Origin of the sequence: Pseudotamlana agarivorans (genome assembly GCF_001642835.1) — a bacterium.
In the GTDB taxonomy this organism is placed as follows: domain Bacteria; phylum Bacteroidota; class Bacteroidia; order Flavobacteriales; family Flavobacteriaceae; genus Pseudotamlana; species Pseudotamlana agarivorans.
In genome coordinates this window covers 705,514-719,765 of record NZ_LXEI01000001.1, presented here as the reverse complement: position 1 = coordinate 719,765, position 14,252 = coordinate 705,514, and the positions used below count along the sequence as shown (strand labels likewise).

The 14,252-nt window shown below is 35.6% G+C and carries 15 protein-coding genes; 3 read left to right on the top strand and 12 right to left on the bottom strand.

Going from position 1 to position 14,252, the window contains the following annotated elements:
* Window positions 1-36: 36 nt before the first annotated feature.
* The gene (locus A6I66_RS02990; protein WP_067145632.1) at window positions 37-1,305 is read left to right on the top strand and encodes an MFS transporter; all 1,269 of its coding nucleotides are present in this window, start codon (window positions 37-39) and stop codon (window positions 1,303-1,305) included.
* Window positions 1,306-1,319: 14 nt separating this feature from the next.
* Here the strand turns inward: A6I66_RS02990 and A6I66_RS02985 are convergent, their stop codons facing one another.
* Both A6I66_RS02985 and A6I66_RS02980 read right to left on the bottom strand, forming a co-directional pair.
* Window positions 1,320-1,937, bottom strand: coding sequence for a zinc ribbon domain-containing protein (locus A6I66_RS02985; RefSeq protein ID WP_067145379.1), 618 nt, complete (start codon window positions 1,935-1,937; stop codon window positions 1,320-1,322).
* Between the two features lie 6 nt (window positions 1,938-1,943).
* Window positions 1,944-2,702 (bottom strand): UDP-2,3-diacylglucosamine diphosphatase, encoded by a 759-nt coding sequence (locus tag A6I66_RS02980; protein WP_067145377.1) that lies wholly within the window; start codon window positions 2,700-2,702, stop codon window positions 1,944-1,946.
* 271 nt (window positions 2,703-2,973) lie between these two features.
* On the opposite strand from A6I66_RS02980, the gene A6I66_RS02975 reads away from it, so the two are divergent.
* Complete coding sequence (locus A6I66_RS02975) at window positions 2,974-3,348, top strand: cupin domain-containing protein (protein ID WP_067145375.1); 375 nt, start codon at window positions 2,974-2,976, stop codon at window positions 3,346-3,348.
* A 120-nt stretch (window positions 3,349-3,468) separates the two neighbouring features.
* On the opposite strand, the gene A6I66_RS02970 is transcribed toward A6I66_RS02975, so the two are convergent.
* The 5 genes from A6I66_RS02970 to A6I66_RS02950 all read right to left on the bottom strand — a co-directional run bounded on the left by A6I66_RS02970 (window position 3,469) and on the right by A6I66_RS02950 (window position 7,104).
* Window positions 3,469-3,858, bottom strand: coding sequence for a RidA family protein (locus tag A6I66_RS02970; protein WP_067145630.1), 390 nt, complete (start codon window positions 3,856-3,858; stop codon window positions 3,469-3,471).
* Between the two features lie 169 nt (window positions 3,859-4,027).
* A complete protein-coding gene (locus A6I66_RS02965; RefSeq protein WP_067145373.1) occupies window positions 4,028-4,591 on the bottom strand; it encodes a Crp/Fnr family transcriptional regulator in 564 nt (187 codons plus the stop codon).
* A 96-nt stretch (window positions 4,592-4,687) separates the two neighbouring features.
* Window positions 4,688-5,212: a DUF1648 domain-containing protein gene (locus A6I66_RS02960; RefSeq protein ID WP_067145371.1), complete on the bottom strand. Its 525-nt coding sequence runs from the start codon at window positions 5,210-5,212 to the stop codon at window positions 4,688-4,690.
* 122 nt (window positions 5,213-5,334) lie between these two features.
* Window positions 5,335-6,408 carry an endonuclease/exonuclease/phosphatase family protein gene (locus tag A6I66_RS02955; RefSeq protein ID WP_067145369.1) on the bottom strand — a complete coding sequence of 358 codons (1,074 nt, stop codon included), beginning with the start codon at window positions 6,406-6,408 and terminating at the stop codon, window positions 5,335-5,337.
* 240 nt (window positions 6,409-6,648) lie between these two features.
* On the bottom strand, window positions 6,649-7,104 hold the full coding sequence (locus tag A6I66_RS02950; RefSeq protein ID WP_067145367.1) for a 6-pyruvoyl trahydropterin synthase family protein: 456 nt from the start codon (window positions 7,102-7,104) through the stop codon (window positions 6,649-6,651).
* A 112-nt stretch (window positions 7,105-7,216) separates the two neighbouring features.
* On the opposite strand from A6I66_RS02950, the gene A6I66_RS02945 reads away from it, so the two are divergent.
* Window positions 7,217-7,858: a 2OG-Fe(II) oxygenase gene (locus A6I66_RS02945; RefSeq protein WP_067145365.1), complete on the top strand. Its 642-nt coding sequence runs from the start codon at window positions 7,217-7,219 to the stop codon at window positions 7,856-7,858.
* A gap of 565 nt (window positions 7,859-8,423) precedes the next feature.
* Here A6I66_RS02945 and A6I66_RS16715 read toward each other — a convergent pair.
* The 5 genes from A6I66_RS16715 to A6I66_RS02925 all read right to left on the bottom strand — a co-directional run bounded on the left by A6I66_RS16715 (window position 8,424) and on the right by A6I66_RS02925 (window position 14,198).
* Window positions 8,424-8,594, bottom strand: a complete 171-nt coding sequence (locus A6I66_RS16715; protein WP_169815703.1) for a hypothetical protein — start codon at window positions 8,592-8,594, stop codon at window positions 8,424-8,426.
* Between the two features lie 29 nt (window positions 8,595-8,623).
* Entirely contained in the window at window positions 8,624-9,958 is a 1,335-nt protein-coding gene (locus A6I66_RS02940) for an MATE family efflux transporter (protein ID WP_067145364.1), read from the bottom strand.
* A 144-nt stretch (window positions 9,959-10,102) separates the two neighbouring features.
* Window positions 10,103-10,603, bottom strand: coding sequence for a DUF6646 family protein (locus tag A6I66_RS02935; RefSeq protein WP_067145362.1), 501 nt, complete (start codon window positions 10,601-10,603; stop codon window positions 10,103-10,105).
* A 212-nt stretch (window positions 10,604-10,815) separates the two neighbouring features.
* A complete protein-coding gene (locus A6I66_RS02930) occupies window positions 10,816-12,669 on the bottom strand; it encodes a DUF4139 domain-containing protein (protein WP_084399423.1) in 1,854 nt (617 codons plus the stop codon).
* Window positions 12,670-12,932: 263 nt separating this feature from the next.
* Window positions 12,933-14,198 carry a cellulase family glycosylhydrolase gene (locus A6I66_RS02925; protein WP_067145360.1) on the bottom strand — a complete coding sequence of 422 codons (1,266 nt, stop codon included), beginning with the start codon at window positions 14,196-14,198 and terminating at the stop codon, window positions 12,933-12,935.
* Between the last annotated feature and the right edge of the window lie 54 nt (window positions 14,199-14,252).

Sequence of the window (14,252 nt, the reverse complement as noted above, 5' to 3'; positions counted from 1 at the left end):
AACTAAAAGATTCCTGCTTTCGCAGGAATGAAAATTATGGCAAAAAAAGACCCCTACGCAGCACTCCGAATCAAAGAATTCAACATTTTTTTATTGGTGCGTTTCGCTTTAGTGTTTGGATGGACCATGCAATTTATTGTTATTGAGTGGGAAGTATATAGTTTAACTAAAGATCCGTTGTCCTTAGGTGTTATCGGGCTTATGGAAATTATTCCAGCATTTACAATGGCGCTTTTTGCTGGGCATATTGTAGATCAGAAAGAAAAACGAAATCTTTTGGCGCTTTGTATTGCAGCGTTTTCATTAATTAGTTTAGGACTCTTTTTACTCACCTGGGATGTGGTGGTTGCAGGCTGGGAAAACAAAACCATTCTATATGCTATATATGCCTTGGTGTTTTTTGGAGGCTTTTTACGCTCGTTTTTCGGACCCACCATTTTCTCGTTAGTCGCCTTAATTGTGCCTAAAAAAATATATCCAAATGCGGCCACTTGGAATAGTTCAACATGGCAAATGGCTGCTGTATTAGGGCCAGCCTTTGGAGGCTTCGCTATTGGTTGGATGGGCGTGCATTGGGCCTTATGTATCGTTTTCGGATTAATCATGTTATCCTTTTTTATTTTGTTGTTTATAGAAAAAAAACCGGTTTTAAATCCGAAAATAGGCGAGCCTGTTGTGGAGAGTTTAAAAGAAGGCGTGCGTTTTGTGTTTAAAACCAAAGCTATTTTAGGAGCGATGACTTTAGATATGGTAGCTGTTTTATTTGGTGGTGCTATTGCGCTTTTACCTGTTTTTGCTCAAGATATTTTAAAGGTGGGTAGTGAAGGTTTTGGTGTATTAAGAGCGGCGCCGGCAGTTGGCGCTTTTATCACCATGCTGGTTACCGCGTATATCCCCATTAGTAAAAATGCCGGAATGAAGTTGTTGGTGGCTATTTTTGGTTTCGGATTGAGTATTGTGGTTTTCGGATTGTCCTCGGTGTTTTGGATTTCATTACTAGCCTTGTTTTTTAGTGGCATTACCGATGGGGTTTCTATGGTAATTAGGCAAACTATTTTGCAAATTAAAACGCCCGATCATATGCGTGGTCGCGTGTCGTCGGTAAATTCGATGTTTGTAGGCTCTTCTAACGAGCTTGGGGCTTTTGAAAGTGGTGTGACAGCCAAACTTATGGGCGCAGCCACTGCGGTTGTTTTTGGAGGCACGATGACTTTAATTACGGTTATTACCACAGCGATTGTATCACCAACGTTTAGGAAGCTGGATTTAACCAAGGATTTAGAAGCCCACGAAAAGGCAGAATAAACAATTACTGCTAATTATTCACGCCTTACATCCATGATTTTCCCATCTTTAAACATTTGCCTTAATTCGGACTTAGAAACCGAAAAAATGGCATTGGTATAGTTTTCGGGCTTGTTAATCTTATACAATTTAAACACACTAGACGATTCGAGTTTGTTAGGCGCAAAAGAGATACTATCTGAAGTGATTTTGGTGATTTTTAAGGTGGTATACTGTCCTGTTTTTATCACATATTCGTAAACATCTCCAGGCTTTGGGTTGGTGTATTGTTCGTGTTTCTCTTTTCTGTAGTTTTCACTATTTAGCTTTCCATAAGTGATGAATGCACTAATGAGTAGCACCAGTATGGCTAAGCCAGAAAACTGCCAAAGCGGCCCTTTGGTTTTTGCTTTAAGGTTCTGGTAATCTAGTTTTGTGTTTTCAGGAGCCTTTCGCATTTTCATGTGGTGGTTGCATAAACTACAAGTAAGACGCCCTATTTTTCCAATAGGAAACATAGGAATCCAAAAAATATGAAAATGCCTTCTGTAAATACTAATAGTTAATCCGCCTTTTTCATGACAATTAGGGCAGGGACGTGAAGGGGTTTTAGAGGTTTTTAAAAGAACAGGTTTTAATCCGTAAATAAACATGAGGGGTTAATTTTTATAAGTCTCCAATGCCATGGTTTCTCCATCAAAAACACCATAGGTAAAATATTGAATCCAGTCGCCTAAATTAATGTATTTGGAGTTGTCATTTAAATCGATGTTAAGCGGTAAATGTCTGTGGCCAAAAACAAAAAAGTCACGGTGTTTATCTTCTAATTTGCGTTTACAGTATTGTACAAGCCATTCGTTATCTTCACCTAAAAACTTGGCATCATCGTCACCAGAAATCAGTTTGTTTTTTACAGAAAGGTGCTGTGCCAATCGAACCCCTAAATCGGGATGTAACCAACGAAATAACCATTGGCAAAAGGGATTGGTAAACACTTTTTTCATGCGTTTATAACCTTTGTCGCCAGGGCCTAAACCATCGCCATGACCTATAAAAAAGGTTTTGTTGTTGAAGGTGAACTCTTTAGGTTTATGATACACAGGAATATTCAATTCTTCTTCAAAATATCCATTCATCCACAGGTCATGGTTCCCAACAAAATAGTAAATAGGAATTCCCGAGTCGCTAATTTCGGCCAGTTTCCCTAAGGTTCTGGTAAAGCCTTTTGGGACTACGGTTTTAAATTCGATCCAGAAATCGAACATATCGCCCAATAGAAAAATAGCCGCTGCATCCTGTTTAATGGTGTCTAACCAAGCTACAAATTTCTTTTCACGCGGACGTGACGCTTCAGCGGTTGGGGCGCCCAAATGGTTATCGGACGCAAAGTATATTTTTTTTCCTTCAGGGATTTGCATGCTGTAAATATAGTAATTCCTACTAAGTCAACATTCTTGTCATCGTAGGAAACATATCTTAAAAAAATCATATAGTTTTTAATGCGATTGGATAGTTGTTTTGAAAGTGTTACTTTTGTGATTGACCAACTGGTTAACCAGTTGATTTCGTATATGAAAGATAGGTTGTCTTAATTAAAATATTGCATTTTAACTTATAGAAAAACAATCAACTAAACTTATTTTTCTGGTAATCGGAATTATTTATAAACTATTATAAAATATTAAAACAATGAAAAGATTAAGTGAAAAGTACGTCATCACAAAGGACATGGAATGGGAACAGCTAGGTGGTGGAGTTTCAAGAAAATTTTTAGGTTATGATAACCAAATTATGATGGTAAGCGTGAAATTTGAAAAAGGCGCTTTAGGAGCACCTCACCAACATTTTCACACACAAGCTACTTACGTTGTTTCAGGTAAATTCGAATTTGAAATTGATGGCGTAAAACAAATCGTTGAAGCTGGAGATGGTGTTTACATCGAGCCTAACTTATTACATAGTGCCGTTTGTTTAGAAGAAGGTCAGTTAATTGATACTTTTAGCCCAGTAAGAGAAGATTTCTTAACAGGTGAAGGTCCTTCTTATTTTAGCGATAAGGAATAAGTAAAATAAATAAATCGTTTCTTAAACGAAAACGATTTAAAGAGGCTGTCTGAAAAGTCAAATTTACTTTTTTAGACAGCCTCTTTTTTTTTAAAATTGAAGGAACTTAATCAAATAATGCTACTTGACAACGGTAACTTCTAGTTCTACCTTCAAAGTTTCAAAAAGGCCTTTTACTTCTAACACGGTACTAGCTTGTTTTATTTGGTGTTTAGTTACCCATTTTTGGAAAACATCAAAACAAGAAAATAGCTCATCTGATGAAGTGGTATAGATATTTAATCTAACAATGTTTTTGCATTCGTATCCAGCCTCTTGAATTACCTGTTCTAAATTTTTTATAGCCTCAACTAGCTGAGTTTTCATGTCGCCAGAACTTGATTTTCCTTGTGAGTCGATCGCAGTTTGTCCTGAAACATATAAAGTACCTTCAGGGTTTGTGATTTCAATTGCTTGCGCATAGCTTCTTTCATTTTGCCATTTCCATGGGTTAATTATTCGTTTTTCCATTTGATTATTCTTTTCTTTTTGTGCAAAAGTTGACACAGTAGTTAATAAAATGATTACCACTAATTTTACTTTAATTCTCATAATCATAGCTTTGTATTTACACTACAAATATTTGAATTAAAGGCTCGATTGAGCGTGACAAACATCACAATTTTAAAGAAGTGAATACTTATGAAGAAAACCTACTTAGCGTCTCACGTGAGACTCCTAAATAAGACGCTAAAAGCGTTTTTGGTACGCGTTGAAGTAATGAAGGATACTGATTGAGCAATTGCTCATATCTTTCCTTAGCATTTGAATTTAGAAAAGATAAGATTCTTTGTTGTGAAGCAATATGTCCTGAGTGTGATTTCAAAAGAAAAAAACGCTCCATTTTTGGTAATTCGGTTGACAGTTTTTGATAGTTTTTAAAGCTTATGGAATAGACACAGGTGTCTTCAATACATTGTAATGACATGTTAGATTTAGTTTGCTTAAAATAAGCCGAGAAATCACTTTCCCACCAATCCTCCATGGCAAATGATACAATATGTTGTTTGCCATTTTTGTCGTTAAATATGAGTTTTAAGAGTCCAGAAATAACATAATAACAGTGATTTACATGTTCTCCCTCCTGAATAAGAAAATCATTCTTTTTATAATTTTCAAACGTAAAATGTGATACAATAAAAGTAAACTCGTCATCTGAAATGGAAATTGTTTTCTCTATATGTTCTTTTAATTTTTCTTTCATTTAATAACGTATTTTAATTTCTGAAGCATTAGTAATTATGGTTTAGCGGATCAGTTTAACATTGTTTGAAGTTATGTGTAAGCCCAAAATATGCCATTATTTAAAGTCGCTATTTTGTTTATTTTTTTTGTTCATTAAAATTCTAATTAGATATACGATTGGCAATCCCGTAAACAGGATTGGAAAATAGGGGTATAAGTATTGGTCAAAATCGATGTCATGACCTAATCCGTTTAATATGGAAGCTAATGTCATTAAAAAACACATTATACCAATAAGAAGACCCAAGACCCGTAACATTTGAGTTGACATTTTATAATTGTATTCGACATTTCTTGTATTAATTTCAGTGGGATAATTAAAAATCCAAGGGTATTGATTCAACTTATATAGTCCTAATACAATGATTCCAAAAAGTATTGGGGTTGCCCATAAAAGGTCTTTAGTACCGAAACCGTTTTTGTCTTTTGATGGCCAGTTAAAGTAGATAGGTAGTTTTTCTGGTAGTTGTTTGTAATAAATTCCGATTAATATTACTGAAATAAATATCAGAGAAAACGTTAGAATTTCTATGCCTTTGTCAATGTTGTTTTTCGTTATTTTAACTTTCGGTCGATTCATTTCTTGAATTGTAGCTAAGTTGGTTTGTTGTTTTTTAATTCGGGTTCAAACTTTATTATTAGTAAAATATAAACACTGCTTTTAAAACCCCACCAGTAGACACATTTAGTCTTTTAACTAAATTAACAAGCTGCTCGATTCTCGCTCGTTTCTTCTTTCCCCTCTTTAATTAATATTTCTGTTTCAACTTTTTCTTCTTGAGTTAGGGGTTCTTCGGTGTTTTTGGGGGTGGTGGATGTGTTATTTATACTAAAAATGCAGCAAATAGGAAAGTGATCGGAACCTATGTGTTCTAATAGGCTGAGGTCTCTAAGTACAAGATCTGTACTGTGATACACCAAATCTAGCGGTGCTCTAAAAAACCAATATTTGGTGTGGTAGGTGGCCAAAATGCCTCGGCCGGTGCGTCCGTCGATTAAGCCGCTATTTTTACGAAATAAACGGGATATTTTAGACCACGCTACGGTGTTAAAATCGCCAATAACTAGGGTTGGTTTCTTTAGGGTTTTACTGTGCTTGGCAATGCACAATAAATCGCCATCACGTTCTTTAGATGTATCTTCTTCAGTAGGGCTAGGTGGCGGTGGGTGCACCGAAAATAGGACGAACGAAGCGCCATTGGGCGATTTAAAATGGGCTTCGATACTTGGGATATCGTCGGCAACAAAAAAGTGTGTTTGTACTTTATCGAAAGGAATTTTGGCATACATGTGCATGCCGTAAGTGTTTTCTAAGGTTATTTTTTGGCTGTACGGGTAGGCTGTTTCCATATCGCGCATGGCCATTTCCCAGTCGCTATTGCTTTCTATGGTGATAAAAATATCGGGGTTTTCTTTACGGATGAGGTTTTTAAAACGTTCGAAATCGGTGTTGAATTGGTAAATATTTGCCGAAATGACTTTTAGTGTATTGGCATCATCTTTTGGCAATCTATGGCGTTTTTTATAAATACTGGTGTAGCGTATTAAAATGGTAATGTGGTAAATAATTAGTAGACTTTGAATGGCTAAAACAATCCAGAACCATGCGTTTTTATCACTTAAAAAACAGAGTCCGATTAAAGCGATAACCTGTAGTACCAGCAGTTGTATTTTCATGAATTCGGGTACACGAAAAAGCCAATGCTGATTATTAAAAAACGGCAGCAAACTTAAAACAATGAGTAATACCGAAAACCCTATAAAAAAAGTACCCATTTGAAATGTTTATAATGTACTATCCAAATATAAAAATTCTAATGCACAAGTGTTGACGGTATTGGAAATTAGTATAAAAGTCTGTTGGAAAGTATGCGTTAGGGATTGCAGCGGCATCCTTTTTTATGTTGAATACCGCACGTTTTAGGGATGAGGTAGCTTTAAATTTAGCTATTTGATTGAATGGGCCATAGCCTTATAAAAAAGATATAGCGGAAAGCCCGACCCTTGGGGAACGCCCTAAATATTATCGTAGGCATACCATTCGGCAAACGAACTATCGGTTTCTTGAAGTCTTAGCGAATGTAATTTGATATGCTGCGGAAGGCGTTTGGCAATTTTACTGGCAAAGTCTAAAACCATCATCTCACTGGTGGGTTGATAATCTACTAGTAGTACGTTGTGATCGCGATCTTGTAGCTCTTTAGCCAACTCGACATGGGGTGTGTTTTTATTGAAAACTGTGGCATGGTCGAACACATCGACAACCTCTTCTTTTACAATCTTTTTTAGGTCTCCAAAATCGATTACCATGCCGTATTTTACGTTGCTTTTATCGGCAATGGGTTTCCCTATAACGGTTACCGAAAGCTTGTAGCTGTGGCCATGTACGTTTTTACATTTTCCGTCGTAGCCATAAAGGGCATGACCGGTTTCAAAAGAGAATTGTTTGGTGATGCGAATGTTATTTCCCATGTTCTTTTTTGTGTTGGTTGTACAAAGATATTCATTTTGTTTTACCAATCGTTTTTTAGTTTACATTTGCGCGCTTTTATCTACATAAGGATAGGCTTTTTATTTGAAATATATGAGTCACTTATTTGAGGCTATTGATTTTGTTGAAAATCCCATTTACGAACAGATTATTTCTGATTTGGGCAAGCAACAGTTTAGTGTGATTGAAAATTTCTTTTCTGCTGAAGAAGTTGAAGAGTTAAGAGAAGCACTTATTGAAAGGCATGAGGAGGATACCTTTAAAAAAGCTGCTATTGGTAATCGTATAAATGAAACGATTGTAAAATCTATTCGTGGCGATTTAATTTTATGGATGGACGAATCTAAAGCCACCGCCAAAGAGGCTTTCTTTTTTAAGAAAATTAACGATATGGTGGCTTATTTAAACCGTACTTGCTTTTTGGGGATTCTTTATAAGGAATTTCATTATGCGATTTACCCTATAAACACCTTTTACAAACGCCATATTGATACGTTTCAAAATGACGACCGACGAAAATTATCCTTTGTTTGCTATTTAAATGAAGATGGCTGGTTGCCAGAAAATGGTGGTGAATTGGTGTTATACCTTGATGAAAATGGCGAAGAAGTTGAAAAAGTCATTTATCCGTTTCCCGGACGTATTGTGGTTTTCGAGAGCCAAATTATCGAACACGAAGTACGCCCCGTTAAACAAGAACGCTTGAGTATAACGGGTTGGTTGAAGACGCGGTAAATGGTTTAAACACCCCTATAATCCCCTCCAGGGGATATTAGCTACTTACGGGTGATTACGGTAATGTTGAGGTTTGGAGTTTCTATTTAATACTGTGTTGATCTAAAAACGTGCGTCATTTCCCCCTTGAGGGGGTTAGGGGTGTTACGATTGCAGCTCCTTCAGTGTACCTCCTTCTGGATGACAGATGAAGTTCTTGAAGTCTAATGTTTCGATTTGGCTACGTAATTATACGATTCAACAATTTACGTAGTAGATTGTAAAAACCCCCCTATAATCCCCTTGTTAGGGGATATTAGCTACTTATGGGCAATTGTGGTAACATGGAAGGTGGAGTTTCTATTTAATACTATGTTGAACTAAAAACGAGCATCATTTCCCCCTTGAGGGGGTTGGGGGTGTTACGGCTTGTAGCCCCTTCATTCGTACCTCCTCCTTGATGACAGATGAAGATCTTGAGGATGTTAAGGTCTACGCTTACGATTTACAATGTAAACAATGATTAATACTAGAGCAAGAACGAGGAACAATCCGTTTCCGCTTAAAAATGACATGATATCCATAACTATTGATTCTTTTTTTTGTTGAAATAATATATTAAATAAGCCATGGCAACAAGAACAACAAAGGGAAGCATGGAACCAATAAATACGCCTATTTCATAGGCATTATTTGGGGCGGTTTTTATTTTCTCTTCTATGTTAACCTCTTGAAGCAGGTTTATGAATAAATTCATAGGGGGCTTAATTGCTTTTCACTGCAAAACTAAGGCTTTTGTGCAAGAGGGATAAAGGTTTTTCTAAATTTTATAATGAGAGGAACACCTCTGGCGATTATCCAAAAAGTAAGGGCTATAAAAATGCCGTGAAGTTTATAGTTTAAGGCATCGAGCCAAAAGACGATGGGTACAAAAACAATAAAGGTTGAAAAAAGTAATACGTTTCTAAGGTATTTCATTTTACCAAGGCCTTTAAAAATACCATCAAAAATAAAGGCTAAAGTACAAAGGGGTTGCATGGCTAGAACGATCCAAAAAACTTGGTAGAACGCTTCTAGAACTTCGGGTTCTTTGGTGAAAATACGTCCGATAGGATAGTAGAATAGCGCACCTGTTAAACCCAGAATAATACCCACTACCAGTCCGTATTTAATAAGTTTATTGCTCAAGTTTAGTAGCGTGTCGTAAGCTTTGGCGCCAAATAATTTTCCTGATAAGATATTACCAGCGCTGGCATAACCATCAACAATAAAAGCTCCCAGAAACCACAAATTTATAGCAATCGTATATGCGGCAATATATTGTGCCCCGTAACTTGTGGCTTTAGCACTAGCAAAATACAAGGTAACATTTAGGGCTATGGTTCTTATAAACAGATTAAGAATCATGAATATAAAGCGTTTAATTTCTGGATTAAACGGAAAGGTTGGACGTAATGGAATATCTGTTTTTTTAAGAATGAAATAAGCGGATAGTCCTGCCATTAAAATTTGAGCAATCACACTGGCGTAGGCAGCGCCTTCGATATGCATAGGTGGTATATAACCTGAAACACCATAAACGAAAACCACATCTAGAATGATATTAGAAAAGGCACCAATAATAGCGATAACCATAGGGTAGTAGGTGTTTTGTAATCCGCGAAAAACGCCAAAAACAGCTATGGTAAAAAGGGTAAAGGGAAAACCTAAAACGCGAATTTTATAATAGGCTACGGTGTAATCTAGAATCAGATTGGTGGCGTTATAGAGTTTAAATATTTGCGGCGCTAAAGGGTAAGTACTTAAAATAATTAAGATACTTAACGAGGTAATTATAAATATAGCTTGGGCTGGCAGGTTTTTTATTTGTTCGACTTTATTCGCGCCCACATATTGCGATACAATAGATGAAATGGCACTTCGTGTTTGTCCTAACACCCAAATAAGCATGGAAATAAACGTGGTTACAATACCAACGGCAGCAAGTGATTCGGTAGCATTTTGCGGAACGTTACCTACAATAGCTGCATCTGTTAAAGATAATATAGGCTCGGAAACCCCGGCGATTAAAGCGGGTATAGCCAGTTTATTTATGTGTTTTAGACTGATGTTGGTTTGCATGTAGCGACGTGAAAAACTTAATTGAGGGATTGCAAATTTACTATTCTTGTTATAACTATTTTTAAATCAAGTTAAAATGAGTTTTATAGTATAAAAAAAGCCTTTTAGTTGAGTAAAAGGCTTTTTAAATGATATGGTTAAATGTTAAATATTGAAACTCACACCAATATTCATTGAAAACTGATTGTAAAGCTCTTCAGCAGGTGTCAAGTCGTTATTGTACTTGGCAATTGGGAACCGAGCTTCTGTAAAAATCCCGAAACCAGAGGTAAAGAAATAACGAGCCCCAACGTGGCCACCGAAGTTTTTAAGGCTTAAACTAAGTCCTGGATATAAATCGAAATTGTCATCGATATTTATAACGTTACCAATATTGGCATTAAAACGCGCTTTCACATCAAAACGATCTTTAAAAGCTGGGTCGTCTACAATTTCTAATTCATCCGAAATACCTAAGGCATAACTAGAACTTAAACCAATAGAGATATTTTCTCCCAGGCCATAATCATAACTAACATTAATGCCAGTAGCATGAGATTGAAGGTTAACACCTACTTGAAATTTTTGATCACCTTGTCCCGAAAACGCTTGAGCATTTACAAATGAGACTGCTAAAAGGGCTGCAATAACTAATATATTTTTCATCAAATAATATGTTTTAGGTTTAAAAAAACAGAGGCAAAGATATTAATAATATTAAGGGTGATGGAAGGGAATCCATTTAAAAATAGGGCTTGTTTTTATTATTTATGATGACTAGTTTTTGATTATATGGGTTATTTAATATCTAGAGTGTTCCAAGTTAAATTAATGAGACTTTTTCCTGCCGAATTTTCTAAGTTCTCCATTAACATTTATTATTCTATAAGTAACCTTTTGTTTTTAGGATATTTTACAGCGTATTTCAGATCAATTTTTTTACTTGTGCTAGGTTCTAACTTAAATTCCCATCGTATTTCTCCTGTGTTTATATCTTGTTTACCGTTTGTTAATTCGAAAGCTTCAACTTTTATTTCATCATTATTAGAAACAGGAATTTGATCCATAACGAGCATGTTTATGGTTTGTGATTTGTTGTTTTTTACAGTGATTCTCCAATCTCTATTTTCTTCTTTTTTACTTCCAATGAGTTTTTTGGATGAATAATCGGAGATTTTCTCTCGGTTAACAACAACATTTTTATCGCGACCTAATGAAATTTGCAAAGTATCTGAAGCGAATCTTACATCCAGCAGTGTTTTTCCCACGTAAGTGCCTTCAAAAAATATGTTTGCTTCACCCTCCAATAAGTTACATTGTTCCCAATTTTTAATGCTAGCAATTAAAAAGGCTTCATTTTCTATTTTAGGAATACTGTAATATTGATAGTCTGCAGGAAGATTATAGGTTACCATATCAACCGAGTAACTTTTGTTATCGGAAAGAATAGAATATGGTAAGTCAATTTCAAAATTTACGGTAGTTTGGTTTTCCTTTTGAACAACTGGAATAGCATTATTGACAGGTTTTCTTTTTGGTTTTTCATTGACACTTCGTGAGATAGATTTTCTATTCCTAGAGCCATATCCAATGACTACAACTTCTTCTAAGGCTTCTAAAGATTCTACGAGCCTAACATTATGAATGGCATCCGTAATGTTTATAATTTTATTTTCGTAACCAATATATGTGAACTCTAATTGTGTTGATGTTTCAGGGACTGTAATAGTGTAATTGCCATCGAAATCTGTAGTTGTGCCTATAGTAGTGCCTTTTATAATGACATTAACTCCAGGTATTGGGAGATTGCCCTCATCAAGTACTTGACCTGAAACTTGATTTATGGCACGGTTATATGTTGGGGGAGCAGTATTGTAATTAAGGTAATAGGTTTTTAATTCTGGTGCCACACCCGATAAGTTAGGATTGGCTGATGATAAGCGTAGTTTTACATTTTTCCAATCTATTTTTGTGTCTTGCTTAACATTAGCTTTGTATACAAGCTCGATGGGTTCGTTAATGTTTTTTGCTCTAATATCGTAAGTTGGTAACCAGCCAGCATTACTTACTACATAGGTCATTTCAAATTTTGCTTTTAAACTGTTCTTGCTCTTAACTTTTACTAAAATTTCACCATTGGCATACGCTTTTTCGCTGGTTATGCTATTAATTTCATTTTTAAATTCAAGCTCTTTTTCTTTAAGTTGAGAAATGGTTTTAAGCCGATCAATTTCTTTAAGTTTTAAAGCCGTGAGTTTAGAGCTGTAGAAGCTAGAAGCCTCTTTAAGATTTGAAACACTTAGCTCTTCGTTTTTTCCTCCTATTTGCCTGTTTTCTTGGAGAAAGTTAAGTTCTTCTTTTAGAATTTCAAGGTGTGTTTCTTCTAAGGTTAAAAGACTTTGTGTTTTATCAAGCTGAGCTTCTAAATCAATTAATTTTTTAGGCTTCTCTAATTTGTCTATAAAATTTTGTTGATGGTTAACAGATAGTACCGTTACATCACCATAGGCTTTTACCTGCACACTTTTGGAATTTATAAATGGTGACAGGTTAATGAATTTAATCAGAGTCGTTCCAGAATTTAAATCTACAGATTTTTTTCTCGTGATTTGAGCTCCGCTAATGAAAACGGTAACATCTTCTATTTCTGAATTTATTTTTTTTTCGGGAATGTCTTGGGAAAATGATAGGCTAAAGACTAGGCATAGCGCGATTGTAGTAATGCTTTTCATGGTGATTAATGGTTGGGTTTCATTGGGCTATTTTATTCTTCTTAAGAAAACACAAAGGTGTTCAGTTTGTGAATATAATACTACGTGTCTTATAATACAAAAACATATGGTCATTATACTTAATATCCTGCTAAATGGATAACTGAAAATGAAATCACGGTCAGTGGTTATTTTCTATTTATAAGTTGGATTAATGCATACCCCCTTTAAACGTATATTGATATGAGTTTTAGGAAATCATTGTGTTAGTTAATTGTTGCCATTTATTTAATGATTTTTCCAATAAACTCATTCTCGTGTTTCACTAAATAAACCCCAGTAGTTAAATGTTCTAAATCCGTTATTACTGAATTTTCTATTTTTTGAGATGTGATGAGTTGACCTTGAATATTATAAATATTAATGAGATCGCCTTCATTTAATCCTGTAATAAATACTTGATTTTCGAATGGATTCGGGTATAGCTTCAGGTTTTTAGATTTATCTTTTAGTGAATTCAAGCCTAAAGTAGGGCAGGAGTTATTCGTGGTTATGTACTTTTCTAAAATGGCCATTTGAGGTTTGTCTGTATTCGCTTCGGGTTCTACAGATAGGATATAGTTTCCCCACCAAGGTCCGCCAGCCCAATAAGTACCATTAATACAATTTTGGTTGAGGTAGCTTAAAAAATTATCAAGCACGGTAAGCCATCGACTGTCGTTTGCAGGAATACCATATTCACCAATAAAACCTTTTAAATTATTGGCCTGTAACCAGTTTACAAAAGGAGTAACGCGGTCTATGCCAATGTTCGGATAGGCACCATCGGCATCGTAATTATTAGGGTATGTTCCCGAAGCATCCTTGTCGAAATAAACATGTGCTTCGTAAATTAACTTATTGGAGGGATCAGAAAGGTTTTTTAGGTTATCGCTATAAGTCATCCAACGTTCTGCCGAACTCCAACTGTCACCGCCAACAATTATCGTAGTCTTAGTATCAGTAGAACGAATACCATTAATGATTTCTTGGGCAATGTCAAACCACGGTGTACTGTTTAATAAATCATGGGGTTCGTTCATGATGCCATAACCATATAAATTGGTGCTGTCCTTTAAAGCAGCGGCAAGTTTGGTCCACAGATCTTTTACATGTGCAATACTTAGGTTGCTGGAGCCAATAATTTGCTCGCTCCCATTTAATTTGTAGCGGCAATAATTATGTAAATCGAGAATGACTTGCATGTCACTTGCTGCTGCGGCTTGTAAAAACGTTTGAATACGTGATAACTCATCCGTATTTAAATTACCGTTTAGTGTGTGCTGAATACGTTCCCATTTAAAGGGCAATCGAACGAGTTTTAAACCCTTGGTTTTGTAATAATCCAGTTCGCTTTCGGTAGGGTACGTGTAATCGACATTATAGGTTCCTGGCATATTGGAACCAAAATCGGCTCCAGCTAGATTAATGCCAAAGGGAGTTTGGGAAAAGGCATTTAAGGTTATAAAGGTTGAAATAATACATAGTAAGAGGTGTTTTTTTAGGGACATAGGATTAGTTTTTGTTTTTTATTTAAAATGTAAATATAGTACTACGTTGTGAGT